Genomic DNA, 20,733 nt, shown 5'->3' with positions numbered 1-20,733 from the left:
TGGACCGCCTAGACCAAGTCAAAATTGCCTCGAATCGCAGCTACCACGGCATCCCGCGGGTTGAACATCATCACGTCGAGTATGGACAGCCACGGCACGAAGTCCTTGCCGAACTGATGATATTCGAAAGGTCGCGACTTGATGAATCGGAGGTCGATGCCGCGATCGCGAAAAGCGTCCGGCGAATACAGTTCTGTGCCGCCGATGGCATTCACGTAGGTGGTGGCGCCCGCCGCCTGACACAGGGCGAGGACCTTGTCCTGCGCCTTCAGTCCGTGGTCGATGGCGAACGCGGAGGAAACTGCCACTTCCGTACAGAGGCCCAGATGCCGGCAAGTAGCGACGATCGAATGATGGAGAAAGCCGAAAAGATTCCTGTCCGCGTGGCCGCAAATGCGCTCGACCAGTGGCAGTGTCTCCTCGAACCCGGGCGCCGACCGGTAGGCACCCGTAATCTGCCGCACCAGCTTGCGCGCATCGAAGTCTGCCGCGAGTTGCCGTTCGTGGACATGCAGCGAGTCGGCTCCCGCCTTGAGCGGCAGCGAGATCAAGGCTTCGTGTCCGTCGCACAGGATGCGATTGCGGTTGATCCAGCCTTTCTTGGTGTACTTGACGTTGTCGTACACGATGAACAGATCGACTGCCGCGATCAGCTGAAAGTAGCCGATGTAAGGCATGAAGTAGGGTTGCATGATCGCTACGCGGCGCATCGGCCTTCACCCCGCGATCAGCCCCGCGATGAAATCCGCCTGCTCGTCGCTCAGTTCCGGATGGATGGGCAGGCAGATCACCTGGTCCGCGACCTTCCTCGCTACCGGAAGGTTGGCGTGGGCCGCCGAGGGCATCCCGCGGTACATTGGAAAGTCGGTGATCAGCGGATAGAAATAGCGTCGCGCAAACACGTTTCGCCGGCGCATTTTTTCGAACAGCTCGTCGCGACCCAGCGGATAGTCCGCTTGCACCAGGATCGGGAAATAGGCGTGGTTCGCCCCTGCCCGGTCGGCGCTGAGGACGCATTGGATGCCCGGCGTCGACGCCAGCGCGGAACTGTAACGCGCGGCAATGACTTTGCGCCTTGCCAGCGCCGCGTCTATGCCCTTGAGCTGAAGCAGGCCGAAGGCCGCATTGATTTCGCTCATCTTGCCGTTGATGCCGGGTGCGACGACGGTGACCTCATCGACGAAGCCGAAGTTCTTCAGGTGGTCCACGCGCTGCTTGGTCTTCGCATCGTGGCAGACGATGGCGCCGCCCTCGAAGGTATTGAACACTTTCGTCGCATGGAAGCTCAGCACGGACAGATCGCCGTGGTTCAGCACGCTGGAGCCCTCGTGCTGAACGCCAAAAGCGTGCGCCGCGTCATAGATCACCTTCAGGCCATAGATGTCCGCGATATGTTCGATGCGCGCGACGTCGCAGGGCTCGCCATAGCAATGCACCGGCATGATCGCCGTGGTCTGGGGCGTGATGGCCGCCTCGATGCGGGACGGATCGAGATTGAGCGTGACCGGATCGATGTCGACGAACACCGGTTTGATGCCGTTCCATAGCAAGGAATGCGCCGTGGCGACGAAGGTGTAGGGCGTCGTGATGACTTCGCCGACGATGCGCAGTGTCTGCAGCGCCGTGATCAGGGCCACGGTCCCGCTGGTGAACAGGGCCACATGGCGGACGCCGAGATACTCCGCAAGCGCCTGTTCCAGCTGGTGGTGGAAAGGTCCGTTGTTGGTCAGCCACTTGCTGTCCCAGATCTGCCGCAGATAGGGCAGGAACTCTTCCAGGGGCGGCAGCAGCGGCCGCGTCACATAAATCGGGGCATCCTTTTCCGGTTCGTTCATTTCACAGCTCCCCGCGCAATGCCTTGCAAATCTTCGCGACGTATCTCGAAGGACTCCGCCGGCAGTCCGGCGCACCAGCGCCGCCACATCACGCGCAGCGCGCCGTCCAGCGCGGCGGCGATCAGCTCCGGCTGCCCGGGCGCCGATGCTGCGAAGCGTGCGCGCAAGCCCGCACGAATCGCGGCCAGCTCCGGCAAGCGGCCGGCCCAGGACAGCCCCATGGCCACATAGGCGTCTGCGTCGCTCGCGACAAAATCATCGAGGCCGAGATGTCCAAGAATCGCGGCGCCGGTTTGCCCGGCTGCCATGTGTCCGGCCAGGTTGATTGTCGGCACGCCCATCCAGAGCGCGTGCAGCGTCGTCGTGGCGCCATTGTAGGGAAAGGTATCCAGACACAGATCGACTCGATGATGCAGCGCGAGGTAGCTCTCCATGGCGCATCGTGGATGGAATGCAAGTCGTTCACGCGCGATGCCTTCCGCGGCGAACCAGTCGGCCACTATTCGGCTCTCGTCGGCGTCGCGCATGGCGCCCAGCAGCATGCGCGAATCCGGCAGCGCGCGCAGTATTCGCGCCCACAAGCCGATGACCGGCGCACCAAGCTTGTTCAGGCGATTGAAACTGCCGAAGGTCAGCTGTCCGCCATCCAGGGCTGGCAATGGACTGACCGGGGGCGCGTCTTCACTCGGCAGGAAGGGCGCGTTGGCGGGCAGGCGCACGATCTTTTCGGTGAACTGGTCGTCGAATCTCCCTTGCGGCAGATACAACCGATCGGCAAGATAGTAATCCATGGCCCGCAGGCCCGTGGTTCCCGGATACCCCATCCAACTCACCTGAACCGGCGCCGGCTTGCGGGCGAAAACCATCAGGCGATTTTTCGCCGTGTGTCCCGAAAGGTCGATCAGGATGTCGATACCATCGGCGGCGACCAGCTGCGCCAGGGCCTCATCGGGCACCTTGTGCACCGTGCGCCATTGCACGAAGTACTGCATGAGGCGTTTGGTGGTCGCATCCTCGACGGCGGAATTGGAGTAGGCATGCAGCGAAAGCCGCGGGTGACGCACCAGGGCCGCCAACACGGGTTCCACGTAAGAGGCTACAACATGATTGCGCAGATCGCCGGAAACAAGGCCTACGCGCAATGCACGCTCAGGATCGCGCGTCGCGGAAAACTGCGGCCAGTGATCACGCAGCGGCGCCTCGCAAAGCTCTCCGAAGCGGCAGTGCTCCTCAAAAAGGCACGGTGCATCGATATCGGCGATCAGGCTCAGGCAGTGCAGCATGTTGCTGCGCGCATGGTCGTTCATGGGGTCGATTGCCAGAGCGCGCCGATAACTGGCCACGGCCTCCTCCAGGCGGCCAAGGTGGCAAAGGATCGTACCCAGATTGCCATGCATGCCTGCGGCATTGGGCGCGATGGCGAGGGCGTGGCGCATTTGCGCTTCTGCCTCATCAGGCCGCTCCAGTTCGAGCAGCACGACGCCGAGGATGTTGCGCGCTTCGGCGCTCCCGGGCAACACCTCCAGTGCCTTGCGCAGCCATGCCTCCGCCTGCTCCGGAAAACCGGTATCCGCTAACGTGACTCCCAGGTTGCAGTTGGCATGAAAGTCGTCCGGCCGCAGCTCCAGCGCGCGCCGGTAGCTGGCCTGCGATTCGCCCATGGCGCCCTGCTTGTACTTGATGTCACCAAGTTTGCGGTGCGCGTCAGCGGAATGCGGGGCGAGCTCGACGACCCGCAAGGCATACGACTCTGCCTCCGGCATCCGATTCATTGCCGCCAGGGTGGCAGCCAGGCAGCTCAACGCCTTGACGGATTCCGGCGATACCTCCAGCGCCTTCCGCACGGTCGCTTCGGATTCCGCATGCAGGCCCAGATCCTTCAAGACGTTGCCCAGGTTGCACAGAGCCTCCACATTTTCCGATTCGAGCTCCAGCACCCGCCGAAAGCTGGCTGCCGCCTCGTCAAGACGATTCAGGTCATGGAGAATGGCGCCCAGATTGCCATGCGCCCTGGCATAATTCGGATCGATCTTCAGTGCCTGGCGATAACTGGCCTCGGCTTCGTCCAGCCGTCCGAGTTCATGCAGGCTGGCGCCCAGATTGCCATGGGCGAGGACAAGCAGGGGATCGAGGTTCAGCGCCTGTCGATAACTGGCGACCGACTCTTCCAGCCGCCCCAGTTCCTTGAGCACGATGCCCAGGTTGACGCGTGCCTCGGCATCGCCGGGTGTCAGCTCCACAGCCCTTCGCATCGCGGGCAGCGCCTCGGCATTGTTACCCATCCGCTGCAATACCACGCCCAGCATCTTCCATCCGAACCAGTTACCAGGAAACGCACCTGTCATTGCCCGGGCCCGGTTCGCGGCCTCGCCAAGACGCCCGCGATTGAACAGGGAGAGCAGGCCGTCAATCTCGCCGGGGGCAGGCGCATGCCCGGCACCTGATACCGGGTCCGGGTCCGGCAACGGGATTTTCCGACCGGTATTGGCGATCGGCAGCGGGATTTCCAGGCGCTGCGCGAGCGCATCCACCGCGCCTCCCCGCAAGCCCTGCTGTCGCGCCAGCGCAAGCACCTGGCGCGCATCGTCATCCCGTCCGGCCTGGCACAGGGCATCGATGTAGCTCAGCCAGTACTGCGCCTGCGTCGGATCGGCCTCGATCGCGGCGAGGAAGCACGGCAAGGCCTCCGCCGGCTGCGATAGTTGTACCGCGATGACTCCGAGATTGTGGTTGGCGACCGCGTGGGTCGGTTCCGCCTGCAGCACCGTGCGGTACATCCGCCGGGCCGCGTCCAGGCGCCCGGCCTGATGTTCGGCGACCGCCCAATGGAAGGCCTGTTCGATGTCCGTCACTGGCTTGGGCGGAACGGGCATGGCGTCATCCATCATGGACACCTCGCCGTCGATTCTGCTTCGCCTTGCGCAAGAGATCGCAACAAGTCGGCCAGAACTTCACCTGCATCCCGACTTTCATAAAGGAAAGAGCAGTTGTCGCGAACTCTTGTCACGAGCCTTTCCCGCAGTCGCGGATCGTTGGCTACCGCAACTGCAATGCGGACATACTCGTCCGGCCGGTTTGCGATGCAGTCCTCGGCGCCCAGCATCCTGCAGTAGTGCGCGCCGACCCGGCCGCGCATGAATGCGCCGGCCAGCGTGACCAGCGGCGTGCCGGCCGCCGCGATCACGGCAGCCGTGGACCCCAGGCCAAAATGGAACGGATCGAGCACCACGTCGGCGGCGGCAACGGCACTAAAGAACGTATCCGTGTCCTTCAGCCATGGCAGGAAGAGGATGCGCTGCCGCCGCCCGGCCTCGATCGTGCGCTCGAAACGCCCGACCAGCGCATCCTTCCAGTAAAAATGCACGTCGTCCTCGAACAGCACGACGACGCCCTTGTCATCGAGCCCGAGGATTTCGGAGATCGCCTCGTCAAAGTCCGGATGGATTTTCTGCAACTTCATCGGACACATGTAGATGTGCCGATCCTCCGGGAGCCCCAGTTCCGCCCGCGTCCGAAGCCTGGTCGGAACCGTCGGGCGCTCGAAGTAGGCCAGCGGCATGGGCAGGCGTATCAGCCGCTCGCTGTAATGGTCATCGGCATCGGCCGGCTCCATCGACGCCACGGACACGAAATGGTCGACATTGGCGACACCGGTCGTCACCGGATGCCCGCCGAGCACGCACTGTTCGCGCGCCAGGCGGGAAAAGGCCAGGAAATAGCCAAGCGGCTCCATCCCGATGTCGAGGTACACGAGGACATCGAGTTCCAGCGCGGCGATCGATCGCCGAGCCCGCTCAAGGTCATGCTGAATACGCAGGGTTCGGCCGGCAAAGCGGGGATAAAGCGCCGCATCCACCGCTTCGCTGGAAATCAGGCTGACCTCGAATCCATCATCCATCGACAGGCTTTCGATGATCCTGCTGAAACACAGGGATACGGAATGCCGGTAGAGAAACTTCGACAGGAAGCCGACCCGGACTTTTTCGCCCGGCCGAGGCGCCGGCCCTGCGCAGTGTTCGGCGACATACAGCAGTGACGGGCAAGCCTGACCGTAGAACTGCGCCAGCCTGACCTGCAGATCCCGGTCGCTCAATCCTTGGTATGCCAGATAGAAACTGGTCTCGCCTATGTTCCGCAGCGGATCGACTATCGAGGCCCGATCCGCGATCAGCTGCTCCAGGTTGCGCTCGAAGCGGGCGCGAATTTCGAGCACCTCCTGCCGCGTGCCCATGATGGCCGGCAAGATCAACTCCGCCTTGACGCGCGAATCGCCCAAGCCCAGCCGATGGGCCTCGCGGAAGCTTTCTGCCGCTTCGTCCAGGCGTCCCAGCGATTTCAGCGTGTTGCCCAGGTCGTGATGCGCCTCGGCGAGATTCGGCGCCAACCTGAGTGCATGCCGATAGCACGCGGCGGCCTCCTCCGCGCGTCCCTGATTGTGGAGGATGGCACCCAGATTGGAATGTACCGCGGCCTGATCCGGATCGATCGCCAGCAGACGGCGATAGCAGTCTTCGGCTTCAGCGACCCTGCCGAGCTCGTGAAGCACCACGCCGAGGTTGCCGAGCGGCTTGATTGACATGGGCGCGATGCCCAGTGCAGAGCGGAAGGCAGCCTCGGCCTCGTCAAGGCCACCCCATGCCCTGAGCAGCATGCCCAAGTTGTTCCAGGCGTCGGCGTGATCCGGACGGATCGCCAGTGCCGCACGATAGCTGAGCTGTGCCTCATCCGGACGCCGCAGCGCCTCGAGCGTCACACCCCGGTTGAAATGCACGTCGGCCAGATTCGGCGCGATTTCCAGCGCCTTGCGATAGCTTGCCTCCGCTTCTTCCAGGCGCCCGAGATCGTGCAGTGCGGCGCCGAGGTTGTTGTGCGCCTCGGCATCTCGCGGCGCCAGCGCCACCGCCTGCTGCATGGATTGCAGCGCTTCCTCGCGCCGTCCCATGTTCTTCAATGCGGAGCCCAGCACTTTCCAGCCGAAGAAATGGGTCGGAAAGCGCCGGGTCATGGTCCGCGCGTGAATAGCCGCCTCGGCGAAGGATCCGGCATCGAACAGGCGCACCGTGGCATGGATGTCGTCCACGGGCGGTTGTCCGTGCGAGGGCTGCCGGCCGCGCGTCGCCTCGTTCGCCACCCGTTCAGCGCAGCGCGACGCAAGCGCTTCGATATCGTCCCCGTGCAGACCATGCTGCCGCCCGAATTCCAATGTATCGCGCGCCTCGTCGGCGCGGCCGGCACGAATCAGCGCATCGATGTAACTGACCCAGTACCGACCGTGGGTCGGCTCCGCTTCAAGCGCCGCGAGGAAATGTGGCAACGCGGCGACCACTCCTTGCTTGCGCAGCAACAGATCCCCAAGGTTATGGTTGGCAACCGGATTGCCGGGCTCGTCCTGCAGCACCGATCGATAGAGTCGCTCCGCCTCTTGCAGCCGCTCCTGGCGATGATGCGTCACCGCTTCCCGCAAATCGCGGCCGGCGGTGGTCAGAGCGGACTGCCGAGGCGGCATCGATTCGGTCATGGGCCGCGCCGGCACGCGCCGTGTCCGACAACAATCGGCCACCGACGCAAGGCGATCACTCGAAAAGCATGCATCTGGATTGTGGGCGACGGACAGACATGGGCGGGAAGTCTATTCTGTTTTGTCAACAGAGACGCAATCACGCTTGCCGCGGGTGCGCTGAAGCGGCCATGAGAATTCGGCGCCCCTTGAATTGCCGACCGAACCTGCTACATTCCAGAACTCATACCTCGCCCGGTTCCCCGGTCGCACGATGAACGAACAGCCGCTACCCGAAGCCGAATCCTGGCTGGCCGTTTTCGGCCAGGCGGAGTTGCCTGTGCTGCGGCACTCGGTCAGCGAAATCGAGCGACTGCGGCTGGATGAAGACAATACCAATGCGCGGGTGCTGGCGGCGGTCATCCTGCATGATCCGCTGCTGACTCTGCGCGTGCTGGACTACATCGACGTCCATCGCCGACAGCGCCAGATCACCGACATCACCACCATAGACCGGGCAATCATGATGATCGGCATTTCGCCGTTCTTCCGCGATTTCCAGAACCTTCCGATCGTCGAGGATCGCCTGCACGACCACCCGCAGGCGCTGCTCGGCCTGCTCAAGACCATCAACCGCGCGCGGCGCGCGGCGCACTGGGCGCACGAGTGGGCGGTGCTGCGCCGCGACATGGATGTCGACGAGATCGCGCTGGCCACGCTGCTCAACGACGTAGCCGAGCTGTTGATGTGGCTTTACGTGCCTGGGATGGCGGTCCGCGTTCGCGATGCGCAACGTGCGGAACCGAACAGGCGATCGGCCATCATCCAGGAAGAGATCTATGGCATCCCGCTGTTTCGCCTCAAGCTGGCGCTAACCGACGCCTGGCGCTTGCCGGCCCTGCTGGCACAGTTGCTGGACCATCGCCAGGAGGAAAATCCTCGCGTGCGCAACGTCAAACTCGCCGTCGATCTGGCACGGCATTCCGAAAACGGCTGGAACGACGCGGCCCTGCCCGATGATTTCAAGGCCTTGCGCGAACTCCTCCACATCAACCAGGAAACTCTGGTGCGCCGCCTGGACCTCGACGAGGCTACTTCCGAGGCACTATTGCGGCACGCCGGGTCAGACTGAAGGCGACAGGTCGCGGCGGTTCCGCGCGCGGCCTGCCCGTCACCCTCATCAGGGCGCCTTGCGACCCTTCATCGAAACCAGCACGCTCTCGGCGATCCCGAGTTCCTTCAGCTTGCCGCGCGCCGCATCGGCTTCGGCGCGGGTGGCAAACGGCCCGATGCGCACCCTCGTCTCGATGGTCACAGGAATGCCTTGCTTCTCGAGCTTGGCACGCAATTCCTCCGCGTTCGCGGTGTTGTTGAACACGCCGACCTGCACCGCGAATGGACGTTCGGCGGTCTGGCTCAGAGGACGGAAGGGTCGATCCCGCGCCGCCTCGGGACGAAGTTCGGGCGCCGCGGGCGGCACCGTCGGCTGCAGGCTGGCCGTCCGTGCCGCGGCAGGGCGGGTCAATGGCTTTTCTGCAGGTAGCGGCGGCATGGCGGCGGGCTCGACTGCGGCACTGCGCTCCGGCACGCTTTCGGCAGAACCGGGCACCGGCTCCCTGGGCGCCTCCGGAGTTGCCATCGAAACCGGTGGCGCAGCGACCGGCGACGAGGCAGGCGGCGCGGCGACCGCCAGTTTTTCCGGCTCCGGATCCGGCGCATTGAGCCGATCGAAGATCGCCAGGCTGCCTATCAGGCCGGCGAGCAGAACCAGTGTCAGTGCGGTGCGCTTGAGCAAGCGCTTCTTGAGGTCGTCCTCTGTCGCCTGGGGATTTTCCATTCCGTCATCCATGGTCGTGTCAGTTGTCAGTGTAACGGCCGCCATCGGCCTCATCGAATCCGGCGCCGGTCTTGCCGCGCGCCAGCGCGGCAACCAGTTCCGCCTCGCCAAGCGAAATATCGCAGCGTGCCGCGATTCCGTCCGGCGACTCCCCTTGAAGCGCCAACGTCATGGCTTCGGAATACTGTGGCGACACATTGCGGGCTGCCCGCATGACGGAAACCTCCTCGGACAGTCGCGCCATGTCTGCCCGCACCTGATCCATCTCCTGCCGCAAGCGCCTGATTTCCAGATCGCGACTGGACGCCGCCAGTTCGCGCGAAAAATCGTCCGCGCCCCCCCCGCGCCCGTCGTCGCCAGGCACCGACTGCGGCGCGAACCGGGCGAACCGGGACTCGTCGCGCGGCTCATCGCCCGGCAGGGCGGGCGCTTCGGATAGCGCCGTGGTCGGACCCGCGCCCGGCGGTTCCGGGGTCCCGGCGCGACGCTTGCCAAGGATGCGCAGCAAGGGCGGCAGCGACAGCAGGAGATAGCCCCCGACCAGAACCGCGGCAATCAGGAGGTAGTCGCGCAGGCCCAGCGCACCAAGATCGATCACTGCCTGGCTCCTGCCCGCTGCCCGCCAGTGGCGAGCCTCCGAACGCGAGCCCGGCGGCCTGTGGGCTTGCGGCGAAACGGAAACGGCGAGGGACAATGAAGGCGCATGGCGCAATACTAACAAACGCCCCCGGCAGGCGGGGCCATGGGCGGACAGGGAAGGACACGAACAGGCGGCGTTTCGGATTGCTTCTCCAGCGGCCGTCCGAAGCGTCGCGGAGGCTAGGGGCTCGCCGGCTTGCCGCCGCTGCCGGAAACGCGCTTGACGGCGGTCACCATGATGAACACGTCATCGGCGGACATGTCCGGAAATCGCTCGTGCAAGGCACGGTAGGCCAGGTGCTCGTGCGTCTTGCCGCCCCAGGTGGTGGCCGGATCGAAGAAAGGCGCGAGCAGTTCGTAGGCTTCGACGAAGACGGCTCGCAGATGAGGATTGGCACGGCGTTCGGCGCCGCTGGCGGGATCGGTCATGGGGGCTCCGGTTATCTGCGGGCGCGGGGTGGCATGCATCTGTTCCGGATCAGCGCGGCGCTGCGCCGGCGGCCTGCGGCGCGAGCGCTCCCGCGTCGAGTTCCTGCGCGCCCTCGATCTCCGTCACCTTGCCGTCGGCGAGAATCGCCTCTTCCGTGCGCTTGTTCATGATCACGATGCTGATGCGTCGATTGATCGGGTTATAGGCGTCCTGCTTGTCGTACAGCACGGTCGACGCCTGGCCGACGACGCGCATCACCTTCTGGTCCACCATGCCGCCGGCCACCAGTTCGCGACGCGAGGCATTGGCGCGATTGGTCGACAATTCCCAGTTGCTGAAGTCCCTGCCGCCGCCGGCGAACGGCGTGGCGTCGGTATGGCCCGACAGGCTGATGTGGTTCTCGACATTGTTCAGCGTCTTGCCGATTTCACGCAGGATGACACGCGTATAGGGTTTCACCTCGGAGCTGGCCGAATCGAACATCGGACGGTTCCTCTCGTCGACGATCTGGATGCGCAGGCCTTCGCTGGTCAGGTCGAGCAGCAACTGGCTCTTGAACTGCTTGAGCGTCGGATTGGCGTCGATCATGGTTTCCAGTTCGGCCTTCAGCCCGGCCAGGCGCTCCCGCTCCGCCTTTTCGAACTCCGCCTTCAATTTCTGCAGGTTGATGGCCTTGCGCGGGGCCTCGATGTCGCCGGCCTTGACCTGACCGACCGTGGCGGTCAGGTCCTTGCCCCCGCCCTGGATCAGGGAAGACGAGTCGCCGGAACCGGAACCGCCCGCCATCGATACTTTCAGGGGATTCTGAAAATAGTCGGCGATACCCTGCAGGTCGCCCTTGGTGGTCGACCCGAGCAGCCACATCAGCATGAAGAAGGCCATCATCGCGGTGACGAAGTCGGCATAGGCGATCTTCCAGGCGCCGCCATGGGCGCCCTCGCCACCCTTCTTGATCTTCTTGACGACTATCGGTTGCTGGGTATCGTCGCTCATGCGATGGCCTCACCGGAAAGGGGCAAGTGCATCACTTTCCCTTGCGCGCCTTCAGGTCTTCTTCCAGCTCGATGAATCGCGGGCGATCACCGGAATACAGCACCTTGCGACCGAATTCGACGGCCACCTGGGGCGCGTAGCCGTTCATGCTGGCGAGCAGGACGGTCTTGATGACCTGGAATATCTTGCCCTCTTCCTCCACCTTCTGCCCGAGTTGGCCAGCCACCGGTGAAATGAATCCGTAGGCCAGCAGAATGCCAAGGAAGGTGCCGACCAAGGCGCCGCCGATCATTTTGCCCAGCACCGCCGGGGGCGCGCCGACCGACCCCATCACGTTCACCACGCCCATCACCGCGACGATGATGCCGAAGGCGGGCGTGGCGTCGGCCAGCTTGGCGATGGCGTGCACGGGCACGTGGGCTTCCTGGTGGTGGGTCTCGATCTCGATGTCCATCAGGTTCTCGATCTCGAAGGCGTTCAGGTTGCCGCCCACCATCATGCGCAGGTAATCGCAGATGAATTCCATCACGTGGTGGTCGGCAGCGATGGCCGGATACCTGGTGAAAATCGGGCTCTCGTGCGGGTTCTCGATGTCGTTCTCGATCGACATCAGGCCTTCCTTGCGCACCTTGGCCAGCACCTCGAACAACATCGCCAGCAGGTCCATGTACACAGTCTTGTTCAGGTGCGAACCCTTGAAGACCTTGGGCAAGGCGCCGATCGTCGCCTTGACGGTCTTCATGCCGTTGCCGGCGACGAAACCACCCAATGCCAGACCGAAAATCGCGATGTACTCCATCGGCACCCAGAGCGCGGCAAGGCTGCCGTGGACCGCGTAGGTTCCCAGCGAAGCCGCCAGAATGATGACGTAGCCGATTATCAGAAGCATGTTGATCCCATCCTGAGTCGCGCACGTGGCATCGAGACCGCCCCGCGCGCTGCGATAGGTCGCAATCATAACGGCAAACCGGCGCGCCACGGGAGCCCGCCGTGGCCAGCAACCCGGCATCGATGCGGCCCGGCAGGAAACCGGAAAGGCCCTGCCAATCGCCGGAAACCAAGGTGGCGAAAGGCTTTGCGGCCCCGGCTGCCGCACCGCAACCGTCGCGGTCGGGTCGCTGCCACGGCAACCGGCTACGTAGATTCCGCAGTTTGTCGCGTAATTCACGGATAAACAAGCGCCGCCCCCTTTGAGATGATTCTTGCGGGTAAATCTGCCGCGCGGATTGGGTAAACAAGCCGGAATCCACGGCCTCACTACAAGGACAGACGCTATGAGCACAATCATGTTGGTGGACGATTCGGCAACGATCCTGCTGTCGATATCGAACATCCTGACCAAGGCGGGATACGCGGTCGAGAAAGCCGGCAACGCCGCCGAGGGACTGGCCAAGTTCAAGAGCGGGATGAAGGTGGACCTGCTGATCACCGACCTGAACATGCCGGGCATGAACGGCATCGAGTTCATCAAGGAGGTGCGCACCCTGCCCAACTACAAGTTCATGCCCATCCTCTTCCTCACCACCGAATCGCAGCAATCCAAGCGCCTCGAAGCCAAGGCCGCCGGTGCTTCGGGCTGGCTGGTGAAGCCCGCCACCGCCGACGAACTGCTCGGCACCATCAAGCTGGTGATCCGCTGATGGACGCCCAACTCATCACGCGCCGTGCGCTGCAAGCCACTGCCGCGGTCGGCTTCGCCGCCGCCCTCCTCGTCTTCCTCGCCCACGACTGGTATCGCGCCACCCTGCTGCCGGGGATGGGCATCTCCCCCGCGCTGGGCGCCAGCCTGGGCACCCTGTTCATCGTCCTGGCCGCCGTCTTCGCCTTGCGCCAGACGGCCACGGCGTTCTACGGGGACTGGCTGTTCGGCATGGAAAAACTTCGTACCCAGGCCGTCGACCGCAGTGCGACGCTTACCGGCGCCGCCGATCAGGTTGCGGGCGAACTGCGCGGCGTGGAAGGATTCAACAACGTGGTGCGCGGCCAGTTGAATGGCGTCGTATCCGAAACGGAGAAGGCCGCCTTCGACATCGCCAGCCGACTGCAGAACATCGACGAAATCATCACCCGGCTGGCGGCCTACGTCGAATCCACCACCGCGGAATCGAACCGGCTGCTGACTGCCTCCGAAGAGCGCATCAGCCGCAACCGGCAACTGATCGGCACCCTGGAAAACTACATCCAGCAACGCGCCGCCACGGCCGCCGAAGATCGCGAACGCATCATGCAGGTGGTTCGCGAAGCCCGCTCGCTCGGTACCCTGGTGGACCTGATCAAGCACATCTCCGGGCAAACCAACCTGCTGGCGCTGAACGCCGCGATCGAAGCCGCCCGCGCCGGAGAAGCTGGCCGCGGTTTCGCGGTGGTCGCCGACGAAGTGCGCAAGCTCTCGGGCGAAACGGACAAGGCCGTCGGCAAGATCAGCAACGGCATCCAGACCGTCGCCAACTCGATCGAGTCGCAGTTCGAGGACAAGCTGGCCCAGGACAACGCCGCTTCCGAGCGCGAGGCGCTGGAAAGTTTCGCCGTGCAACTCGACGAACTGGGCAAGAGCTATCACGAAGTCACCGAACACGAAGCCTCGGTGATGGCCACCATCACCGACAGCAGCCAGCAGCTGGCCAGCATGTTCATGTCGGCACTGGCCAGCGTGCAGTTCCAGGATGTCACGCGGCAGCAGATCGAGCAGGTGATCGACGCCCTCAACCGCCTGGACAACCATTCCACGCTGCTGGCCGACCGCCTCAACCAGTTCGAGAACCCCGATTTCACCATGCAGCCTCTGTCGGCGCACCTCGACCAGATCTACAGCAATTACGTCATGGATTCACAGCGCGACACGCACCACAACGCCACCAACAGCGGCGCGGCGGCCATCAAGGCCGGGCCGAAGATCGAATTGTTCTGACCGGGAGACAAAAACATGGAATTCACCACCCAAGCCGCGGCCGACGGGGCCATGCGCATGGCCATCGACGGTGACCTGAACATCTATCACGCCGACGAAATCAAGCGGCGCCTGATCGATGGCATACGGGGCAACGCGGTGCTCGAACTCGATCTCTCGCGAGTCGGCGAAATGGACAGCGCCGGATTCCAGTTGCTGGCCCTGGCCAAACAGGAAGGCAACCAGCTCGACCATGCGCTGCGCATCGTCGGGCATGGCCCCGCGGTGCGCGAAGTCATCGAGTTTTTCAACATGGCGGCATTTTTCGGCGATCCGCTGGTGATTCCCGCCGGCGAACAGGCCTGAGGCGGAGACGACAATGGACGAAGTTCTGAATGTGTTTTCGGTCGAGGCGCGCGAACAGCTCGAGGCCATGGAAGCCGGCCTGCTGCAACTCGAGGCGGGCGACCGCGATCCCGAAACCATCAACGGCGTCTTCCGCGCCGCACACACCATCAAGGGCGGAGCCGGCGTGGTCGAGATCCACACCGTCGAAAAGTTTACCCATGTCCTGGAAAATGTCCTGGATCGCCTGCGCAACGGCGAAATCGAGGTCAACGGCGACATGATTTCCGCACTGCTGCTCGGTTGCGACCACATCGGCACCCTGCTCGACATGGTTGCCCGCGGGCAAACCGAGGCGGACGACGGCGTGCAACGCGCCGGTGACGAAATCGCCGAGCAGCTGCGGCCCTTCCTCGGCGGCAAGGCGGCGGCGACCAAGGCGAGCGGAGTCACCGTGGCCGACGGCACTGTCCAGCGCAGCGACCGCGAAGGTCGCATCAACGACTGCTGGCACATCTCCATCCGTTTCGGCCGCAATGTCTTCAAGAACGGCATGGACCCGCTGGCCTTCCTGCGCTACCTGCTGAACCTCGGCGAAATCGCCCACATCACGACACTGACCGATGCCATGCCCGAGGCCGACGTGATGGATCCCGAGCTGTGCTACCTGGGCTTCGAAATCGCGTTCCGCAGCCACGCCAGCAAGGAAGACATCGAGCGCGTCTTCGCGTTCTGCCGCGACGAGTGCGAGCTGCACATCCTGCCGCCCGACAGCAAGCTCGAAGAGTACCTGCTGCTGATCGACGCGCTGCCCGAGGAAACCATGCGCCTGGGCGAGATTCTGGTCAAGAGCGGCGCCCTGACCCGCGAGGAACTCGACGCCGGACTGCGCCGCCAGTCGGGCGAAAAAGTCGGCGCCGGCGACACGGCAGGCGCGCCGCAACTGGGCAACATCCTGATCCAGCAGCATAGCGTGCAGCCGGAACTGGTGGAGGCGGCGGCCATCAAGCAGAAGGCCGTCTCCGAAAAGAAGGCCGCCGAATCCAGCCTGATCCGCGTCCATGCCGACAAGCTCGACCAGCTCATCGACCTGGTCGGCGAACTGGTGATCGCCGGCGCCTCGGCCAACCTGCTGGCGAAGAAGAGCGGCGAAGCCGCCCTGACCGAGGCCACCTCGGTGCTCTCGCGCCTGGTCGAAAGCATCCGCGATTCCGCCCTGCAACTGCGCATGGTTCAGATCGGGGAAACCTTCAACCGCTTCCACCGCGTCGCCCGCGACGTGTCCAAGGATCTGCACAAGGAAATCGAGCTGGTGATCAGCGGCGCCGAAACCGAACTCGACAAGTCCGTGGTCGAAAAGATCGGCGATCCTTTGATGCACCTCGTCAGGAACGCCATGGACCACGGCATCGAGTCTCCCGCCGCGCGCGCCGCCGCCGGCAAGCCGACCGCCGGCCGTGTCGAACTCAATGCCTTCCACGACTCGGGCAGCATCGTGATCGAGGTGGTGGACGACGGCGGCGGCCTCAACAAGGACCGCATCCAGGCCAAGGCCATCGAAAAAGGCGTCATTCAGGAAGGCGAAACGCTCTCCGACCAGGAAGTCGTCAACCTTATCTTCGAACCCGGCTTTTCGACGGTCGAGAAAGTCACCAACCTGTCCGGCCGCGGCGTCGGCATGGATGTGGTGCGCAAGAACATTACCGCCCTGCGCGGCAGCGTCGACGTCAAGACCGAGCTGGGCGCCGGCTCGCGCTTCACCATTCGCCTGCCGCTGACCCTTGCCATCATCGACGGCTTCCTCACCAGCGTCGGCAAGGCGTCCTACGTGATCCCGCTCGACATGGTGGTGGAATGCATCGAACTGGCCGACACCAGCATCGAACGCGACTACATCAACCTGCGTGGCGAGGTGCTGCCCTTCGTGCGCCTGCGCGAGCTGTTCGAAGTGCCGGGCAAGCAGCCGGCGCGTGAAAACATCGTGGTGGTGCAGTATGCCGGACGGAAGGCCGGCATCGTGGTGGACCAGCTGCTTGGCGAGTTCCAGACCGTGATCAAGCCCCTGGGCTCCCTTTTCCGCAACATGCGCGGCATCGGCGGCTCGACCATCCTTGGCACCGGCGAAGTGGCGCTGATCCTCGACGTGCAGGCCCTGGTCGGCCAGTGCGCGGCGACCGAGGAACTGCAGGCGCGCGGCCGCCATGGCGCGCGGCGCGTCGAAGCCCACGGCGCGGCCGCGTGACAACCCCTCCATCCAATTTCCGCGCGACGGCGCACAGCGACTGAATCGAGAGAGACACACATATGCGCAACAACCAGCCCGTCACCTCCGTCGAGCGCCATCTGGCGGAAGGCCAGTACATCGTCTCCAAGACCGACCTGAAGGGACGCATCACCTACGTCAACCGTCCCTTCATGGAAATCAGCGGCTTCAGCGCCACCGAACTGCTCGGTGCGCCACACAACGTGGTGCGCCATCCGGACATGCCGCCGGCCGCCTTCGACGACCTGTGGCGCACCCTGAAGGCCGGCAAGCCCTGGCGCGGCATGGTCAAGAACCGCTGCAAGAACGGTGATTTTTACTGGGTCGATGCCAGCGCCAATCCCATATGGGAAAAAGGCGCCGTCACGGGCTACATGTCGCTGCGCAAGAAGCCCACGCGTGCCGACGTCGATGCCGCGGAACACCTCTATCGCAAGCTGCGCGAGGGTAGCGCCGGCAGCATCGCCCTGCGCGAAGGAAAGGTGGTTCGCACCGGCCTGCTGGGCAGCTTGGCGGGTCTTGCGCGCCTTGCACCGGGCACCCGAACCGTGCTCGCCTGCGGCATTGCCGCGGCGGTGATTGCCACCCTGGGTGGCTCGCTGCTGTTTGGCGGCGACGCCTCGCGCCTGCCCGGCGGCAACGGCTGGATCACCGGGCTTCTCACCACCGCCGGAATCGCCGCGGCGACGTGGTTCTGGTGGTCCGTCCATCGCGCGCAGCGCGCCTTGGACGACGCCATCCGCGCCTGCCAGACCATCGCTGCCGGCAATACGCTGGAATTGGAATCGGCCCGCAACGGTGGCGACTCCGATGCGCTGAGCCACGCCATCCACACCATGGCCGGCAACATCGCGAGCATCGTCGCCGACGTGCGCGGCCTCGCCCAATCGGTGACCACCGCCTCGAAGGAAATCTCCAGCACCGCCCACCTGCTCTCGCAGGCCGCCTGCTCGCAGGCCGCATCCGTCGAGGAAACCTCCTCCAGCATCGAGCAGATGACCGCCTCCATCGCCCACAACACGGAGAACGCCAAGCTCACCGACGACATGGCCACCAAGTCCGCCGGCGAGGCCGCCGAAGGCGGCGCGGCGGTGAAGGATACCGTCGAAGCCATGAAGTCCATCGCCGGCAAGATCGGCATCATCGACGATATCGCCTACCAGACCAACCTGCTGGCACTGAACGCCGCCATCGAAGCCGCGCGCGCCGGCGAACACGGCAAGGGCTTCGCGGTCGTGGCGGCCGAAGTCAGGAAGCTGGCCGAGCGCAGCCAGGTCGCCGCCCAGGAGATCGGGCAACTGGCCGGCTCCAGCGTAAGAAAGGCGGAACAGGCTGGCAAGCTGCTCGACGCCATGGTGCCCAGCATCAGGAAGACCTCCGACCTGGTGCAGGAAATCGCCACCGCCAGCGAGGAACAAAGTGCCGGTGTGGGCCAGATCAACGGCGCCATGGGGCAACTGAACCAGGCCACGCAGCAGAACGCTTCCGCCTCCGAGGAACTCGCCGCCACCGCCGAGGAAATGGGCGGCCAGGCCGGCGAACTGCTGGGACTGATGAGTTTCTTCCATACCGAGCTGCAGGCCGCCGGGGCGGGTACCGGCGCCCGCCGCGCCACGGCCGCGCCTTCGCGCGGAAATGCCGCCAAGCCGCGCACCCGGGCCACCGCAGCGAGATCCGCCCTCGACACGCACGCCAGCGACTTCGAGCGTTTCTGAGCACGCCAGGAGAGATGACCATGGGCAACGTCGTTCAACAATCCGCCGGCACCACGAACCGTGCCGGCGGCAAGCCGCCGGTGCCGGCCAATGCGCCGGACATCCAGCAGTACCTGACCTTCCAGCTCGCGGGCGAGATGTACGCGGTGGGCATCCTCAACGTCAAGGAGATCATCGAGTACGGGCAGCTCACCGAGATTCCGATGATGCCGGCCTTCATCCGCGGCGTGATCAACCTGCGCGGCAGCGTGGTGCCGGTGATCGACCTCGCGGCGCGCTTCGGCGGCAGCCAGAGCGAGCAGTCGCGCCGCACCTGCATCGTCATCATCGAGCTGGTGACCGATGACGAGCGCCACGACATCGGCATCGTGGTCGATGCCGTGTCCGAAGTGCTGGAAGTGTCCGACGTCGACATCGAGCCGCCACCGGCATTCGGCGCCAAGATCCGCGCCGACTTCATCGCCGGCATGGGCAAGATCGGCGGCAAGTTCGTGATCATCCTCGATATACGGAAGGTGCTCTCGGTCGATGAGATCGCCAACCTCGCGGCGATCAAGGCCGAGGACGCATGAGTTATCCATTTTTCATCCGCCCGGCAATCGCCGGACACAACACCCAAGCAGGTTATTCAACCAAGGAGATAGCAACATGAAACAGCAAATCGCAGCGGCACTTATCGGATTGACCCTCGGCACGGCGGCCTTTGCGGCAGCCGACTACGGCGTCGCCAAGGATGCCGAAGTCATGGTACAGAAGGCGGTAAAGCACTTCGCGGCCGTTGGCAAGGACAAGGCCTTCGCCGATTTCGCCACCCCGGCCTGGGTGGACCGCGATCTCTACATCGTGGTTCTGGATTTCGCCGGCCATGTCGTCGCCCACGGCACCAATCCCAAGCTGGTCGGCAAGGACATGTCCGCCGCGCGCGATCCCGACGGCGTTGCCTTTACCAACCTGATGGTGGATTCGGCCAAGGTCAAGGGCAAGGGCTGGACCGACTACAAGTTCACCGACCCGGTATCCAAGAAGGTGTTGCCGAAGGCCTCGTATTGCGAAAAGCAGGGCGAATATGCGGTTTGTGCCGGCATCTACAAGCGCTGATCCGGTATCCAAGAAGGTGCTACCGAAGGCCTCGTATTGCGAACGATCCGGCGAAAGCACCGTTTGCGCTGGCATCTACAAGCGCTGAATCTGACCGGGCCCTCGTGCCCGGTCGCCCCAACCAAGGACGACCCGACATGAAACTCCTCTACAAGATACTGATGGCACCCGCTGTGGGCGTCCTGCTGCTGATCGCGGTGGGTGCGCTGATGCTGCTCGCCATGAGCGATCAGCGCGCGGCGCTCGACAACGTCGTGGGCGAACGCTTCGAGATGTTCGAGTCCAGCGTCAATGTCCGCTCCTCGCTGGATGGCGCGCATACCCGCACCTATCGCCTGTTCACCAGCATCGGCGCCCTCGACGAGGCCACGGTCAAGGCCAGGACCGACGAGATCCTGGCCCAGGTCGACACCGCGATCAAGCTTGCCGATGCCCAGTCCAAGCGTGAGAGCCGTGCCGAGACAACCGCCGTCCTCACCTCCATCCTCAATGAGCTCAAGGGTTATCGGAAGACGGTGATCGACGCCATCGACGTCGGCCAGGCCGACGTCAATGCGGCGGCGGCGATGATGCAGGCCGCCGACAAGGCCTATCTGGCCATCAACGACAAGGTCACCACCCTGGTCAAGGGCGAGAAGGCGGAGATGTCGGCGGTCTACGTCGACGCCAAGGCGCGCGCGCAGAGCAAGCAATGGACCGCGGTCGCCCTGCTCTGCCTGGCCGTGGTGATCAGCCTCGCGATCAGCCTGGTGATGGCACGCCGTATCGTCACGCCGCTACGCGCGGCGGCAGCGGCGGCGGCAAGCATCGCCGATGGCGACCTCACGGTGGCGATCGATTCCAGCGGCAAGGACGAAGTCGCGCAAATGATGCAAGCCTTGCACAACATGGTCGCGAAGCTGGGGCAGATCATCGGCGAAGTACGCGGCGCCGCCGACAACCTGTCCAACGCCTCCGGCCAGGTCTCCGCCACCGCCCAGTCACTGTCCCAATCCTCCAGCGAGCAGGCCGCCAGCGTCGAAGAAACCACCGCCAGCATCGAACAGATGACCGCCAGCATCACCCAGAACACCGAGAACGCCAAGGTCACCGACAACATGGCCACCAAGAGCTCGTCCGAAGCCGAACAGGGCGGCAAGGCGGTCAAGGACACGGTCGAAGCCATGAAGTCCATCGCCGGCAAGATCGGCATCA

Annotated in this window: 18 protein-coding genes and 1 pseudogene; 9 read left to right on the top strand and 10 right to left on the bottom strand. The window is 64.2% G+C overall.

The annotated features are described in order from the left end of the window. Nucleotides 1-8: 8 nt before the first annotated feature. The 5 genes and pseudogenes from J0M27_RS08505 to J0M27_RS08490 all read right to left on the bottom strand — a co-directional run bounded on the left by J0M27_RS08505 (nt 9) and on the right by J0M27_RS08490 (nt 7,353). Nucleotides 9-710, bottom strand: coding sequence for a WbqC family protein (locus J0M27_RS08505; protein WP_294989895.1), 702 nt, complete (start codon nt 708-710; stop codon nt 9-11). A 6-nt stretch (nt 711-716) separates the two neighbouring features. Then, entirely contained in the window at nt 717-1,835 is a 1,119-nt protein-coding gene (locus J0M27_RS08500; RefSeq protein WP_294989893.1) for a DegT/DnrJ/EryC1/StrS family aminotransferase, read from the bottom strand. Then, entirely contained in the window at nt 1,832-4,366 is a 2,535-nt protein-coding gene (locus tag J0M27_RS08495) for a tetratricopeptide repeat protein (RefSeq protein ID WP_294989892.1), read from the bottom strand. The genes J0M27_RS08500 and J0M27_RS08495 overlap by 4 nt, the downstream gene beginning before the upstream one ends. Before the next feature lie 36 nt (nt 4,367-4,402). Beyond that, a pseudogene (locus tag J0M27_RS21355) lies at nt 4,403-4,708 on the bottom strand (tetratricopeptide repeat protein); the annotation flags it as partial. An 11-nt stretch (nt 4,709-4,719) separates the two neighbouring features. Next, nucleotides 4,720-7,353, bottom strand: coding sequence for a tetratricopeptide repeat protein (locus tag J0M27_RS08490; RefSeq protein WP_294989891.1), 2,634 nt, complete (start codon nt 7,351-7,353; stop codon nt 4,720-4,722). 253 nt (nt 7,354-7,606) lie between these two features. On the opposite strand from J0M27_RS08490, the gene J0M27_RS08485 reads away from it, so the two are divergent. Further along, nucleotides 7,607-8,464 carry an HDOD domain-containing protein gene (locus J0M27_RS08485; protein ID WP_294989889.1) on the top strand — a complete coding sequence of 286 codons (858 nt, stop codon included), beginning with the start codon at nt 7,607-7,609 and terminating at the stop codon, nt 8,462-8,464. Nucleotides 8,465-8,512: 48 nt separating this feature from the next. Here J0M27_RS08485 and J0M27_RS08480 read toward each other — a convergent pair whose 3' ends face one another. The 5 genes from J0M27_RS08480 to motA form a co-directional block, all read right to left on the bottom strand. Further along, nucleotides 8,513-9,169, bottom strand: a complete 657-nt coding sequence (locus J0M27_RS08480) for an SPOR domain-containing protein (RefSeq protein WP_294989887.1) — start codon at nt 9,167-9,169, stop codon at nt 8,513-8,515. A gap of 19 nt (nt 9,170-9,188) precedes the next feature. Next, entirely contained in the window at nt 9,189-9,767 is a 579-nt protein-coding gene (locus J0M27_RS08475) for a DUF2802 domain-containing protein (RefSeq protein ID WP_294989886.1), read from the bottom strand. 221 nt (nt 9,768-9,988) lie between these two features. Then, the gene (locus J0M27_RS08470; protein ID WP_294989884.1) at nt 9,989-10,237 is read right to left on the bottom strand and encodes a hypothetical protein; all 249 of its coding nucleotides are present in this window, start codon (nt 10,235-10,237) and stop codon (nt 9,989-9,991) included. 49 nt (nt 10,238-10,286) lie between these two features. Beyond that, nucleotides 10,287-11,231 carry a flagellar motor protein MotB gene (gene motB, locus J0M27_RS08465; RefSeq protein ID WP_294989882.1) on the bottom strand — a complete coding sequence of 315 codons (945 nt, stop codon included), beginning with the start codon at nt 11,229-11,231 and terminating at the stop codon, nt 10,287-10,289. A 31-nt stretch (nt 11,232-11,262) separates the two neighbouring features. Next, the gene (gene motA, locus J0M27_RS08460; protein WP_294989881.1) at nt 11,263-12,120 is read right to left on the bottom strand and encodes a flagellar motor stator protein MotA; all 858 of its coding nucleotides are present in this window, start codon (nt 12,118-12,120) and stop codon (nt 11,263-11,265) included. 385 nt (nt 12,121-12,505) lie between these two features. On the opposite strand from motA, the gene J0M27_RS08455 reads away from it, so the two are divergent. The 8 genes from J0M27_RS08455 to J0M27_RS08420 form a co-directional block, all read left to right on the top strand. After that, on the top strand, nt 12,506-12,871 hold the full coding sequence (locus tag J0M27_RS08455; RefSeq protein WP_294989879.1) for a response regulator: 366 nt from the start codon (nt 12,506-12,508) through the stop codon (nt 12,869-12,871). After that, nucleotides 12,871-14,139, top strand: a complete 1,269-nt coding sequence (locus tag J0M27_RS08450; RefSeq protein WP_294989877.1) for a methyl-accepting chemotaxis protein — start codon at nt 12,871-12,873, stop codon at nt 14,137-14,139. Before J0M27_RS08455 ends, J0M27_RS08450 begins: the two co-directional genes overlap by 1 nt. Before the next feature lie 15 nt (nt 14,140-14,154). Continuing rightward, the gene (locus J0M27_RS08445) at nt 14,155-14,484 is read left to right on the top strand and encodes an STAS domain-containing protein (RefSeq protein WP_294989875.1); all 330 of its coding nucleotides are present in this window, start codon (nt 14,155-14,157) and stop codon (nt 14,482-14,484) included. Nucleotides 14,485-14,497: 13 nt separating this feature from the next. Further along, nucleotides 14,498-16,705 carry a chemotaxis protein CheA gene (locus J0M27_RS08440; protein ID WP_294989873.1) on the top strand — a complete coding sequence of 736 codons (2,208 nt, stop codon included), beginning with the start codon at nt 14,498-14,500 and terminating at the stop codon, nt 16,703-16,705. A 62-nt stretch (nt 16,706-16,767) separates the two neighbouring features. Further along, nucleotides 16,768-18,441: a PAS domain-containing methyl-accepting chemotaxis protein gene (locus J0M27_RS08435; protein ID WP_294989871.1), complete on the top strand. Its 1,674-nt coding sequence runs from the start codon at nt 16,768-16,770 to the stop codon at nt 18,439-18,441. 20 nt (nt 18,442-18,461) lie between these two features. Further along, nucleotides 18,462-19,013, top strand: coding sequence for a chemotaxis protein CheW (locus tag J0M27_RS08430; RefSeq protein WP_294989869.1), 552 nt, complete (start codon nt 18,462-18,464; stop codon nt 19,011-19,013). A 76-nt stretch (nt 19,014-19,089) separates the two neighbouring features. Next, the gene (locus tag J0M27_RS08425; protein ID WP_294989866.1) at nt 19,090-19,539 is read left to right on the top strand and encodes a cache domain-containing protein; all 450 of its coding nucleotides are present in this window, start codon (nt 19,090-19,092) and stop codon (nt 19,537-19,539) included. Between the two features lie 137 nt (nt 19,540-19,676). Further along, on the top strand, nt 19,677-20,733 hold a 1,057-nt coding region (locus J0M27_RS08420; protein ID WP_294989863.1), incomplete at its 3' end, for a HAMP domain-containing protein.

Source organism: Sulfuritalea sp. (assembly GCF_017302275.1).
GTDB lineage: Bacteria > Pseudomonadota > Gammaproteobacteria > Burkholderiales > Rhodocyclaceae > Sulfuritalea.
This window is presented reverse-complemented; position numbering and strand designations above follow the sequence as displayed.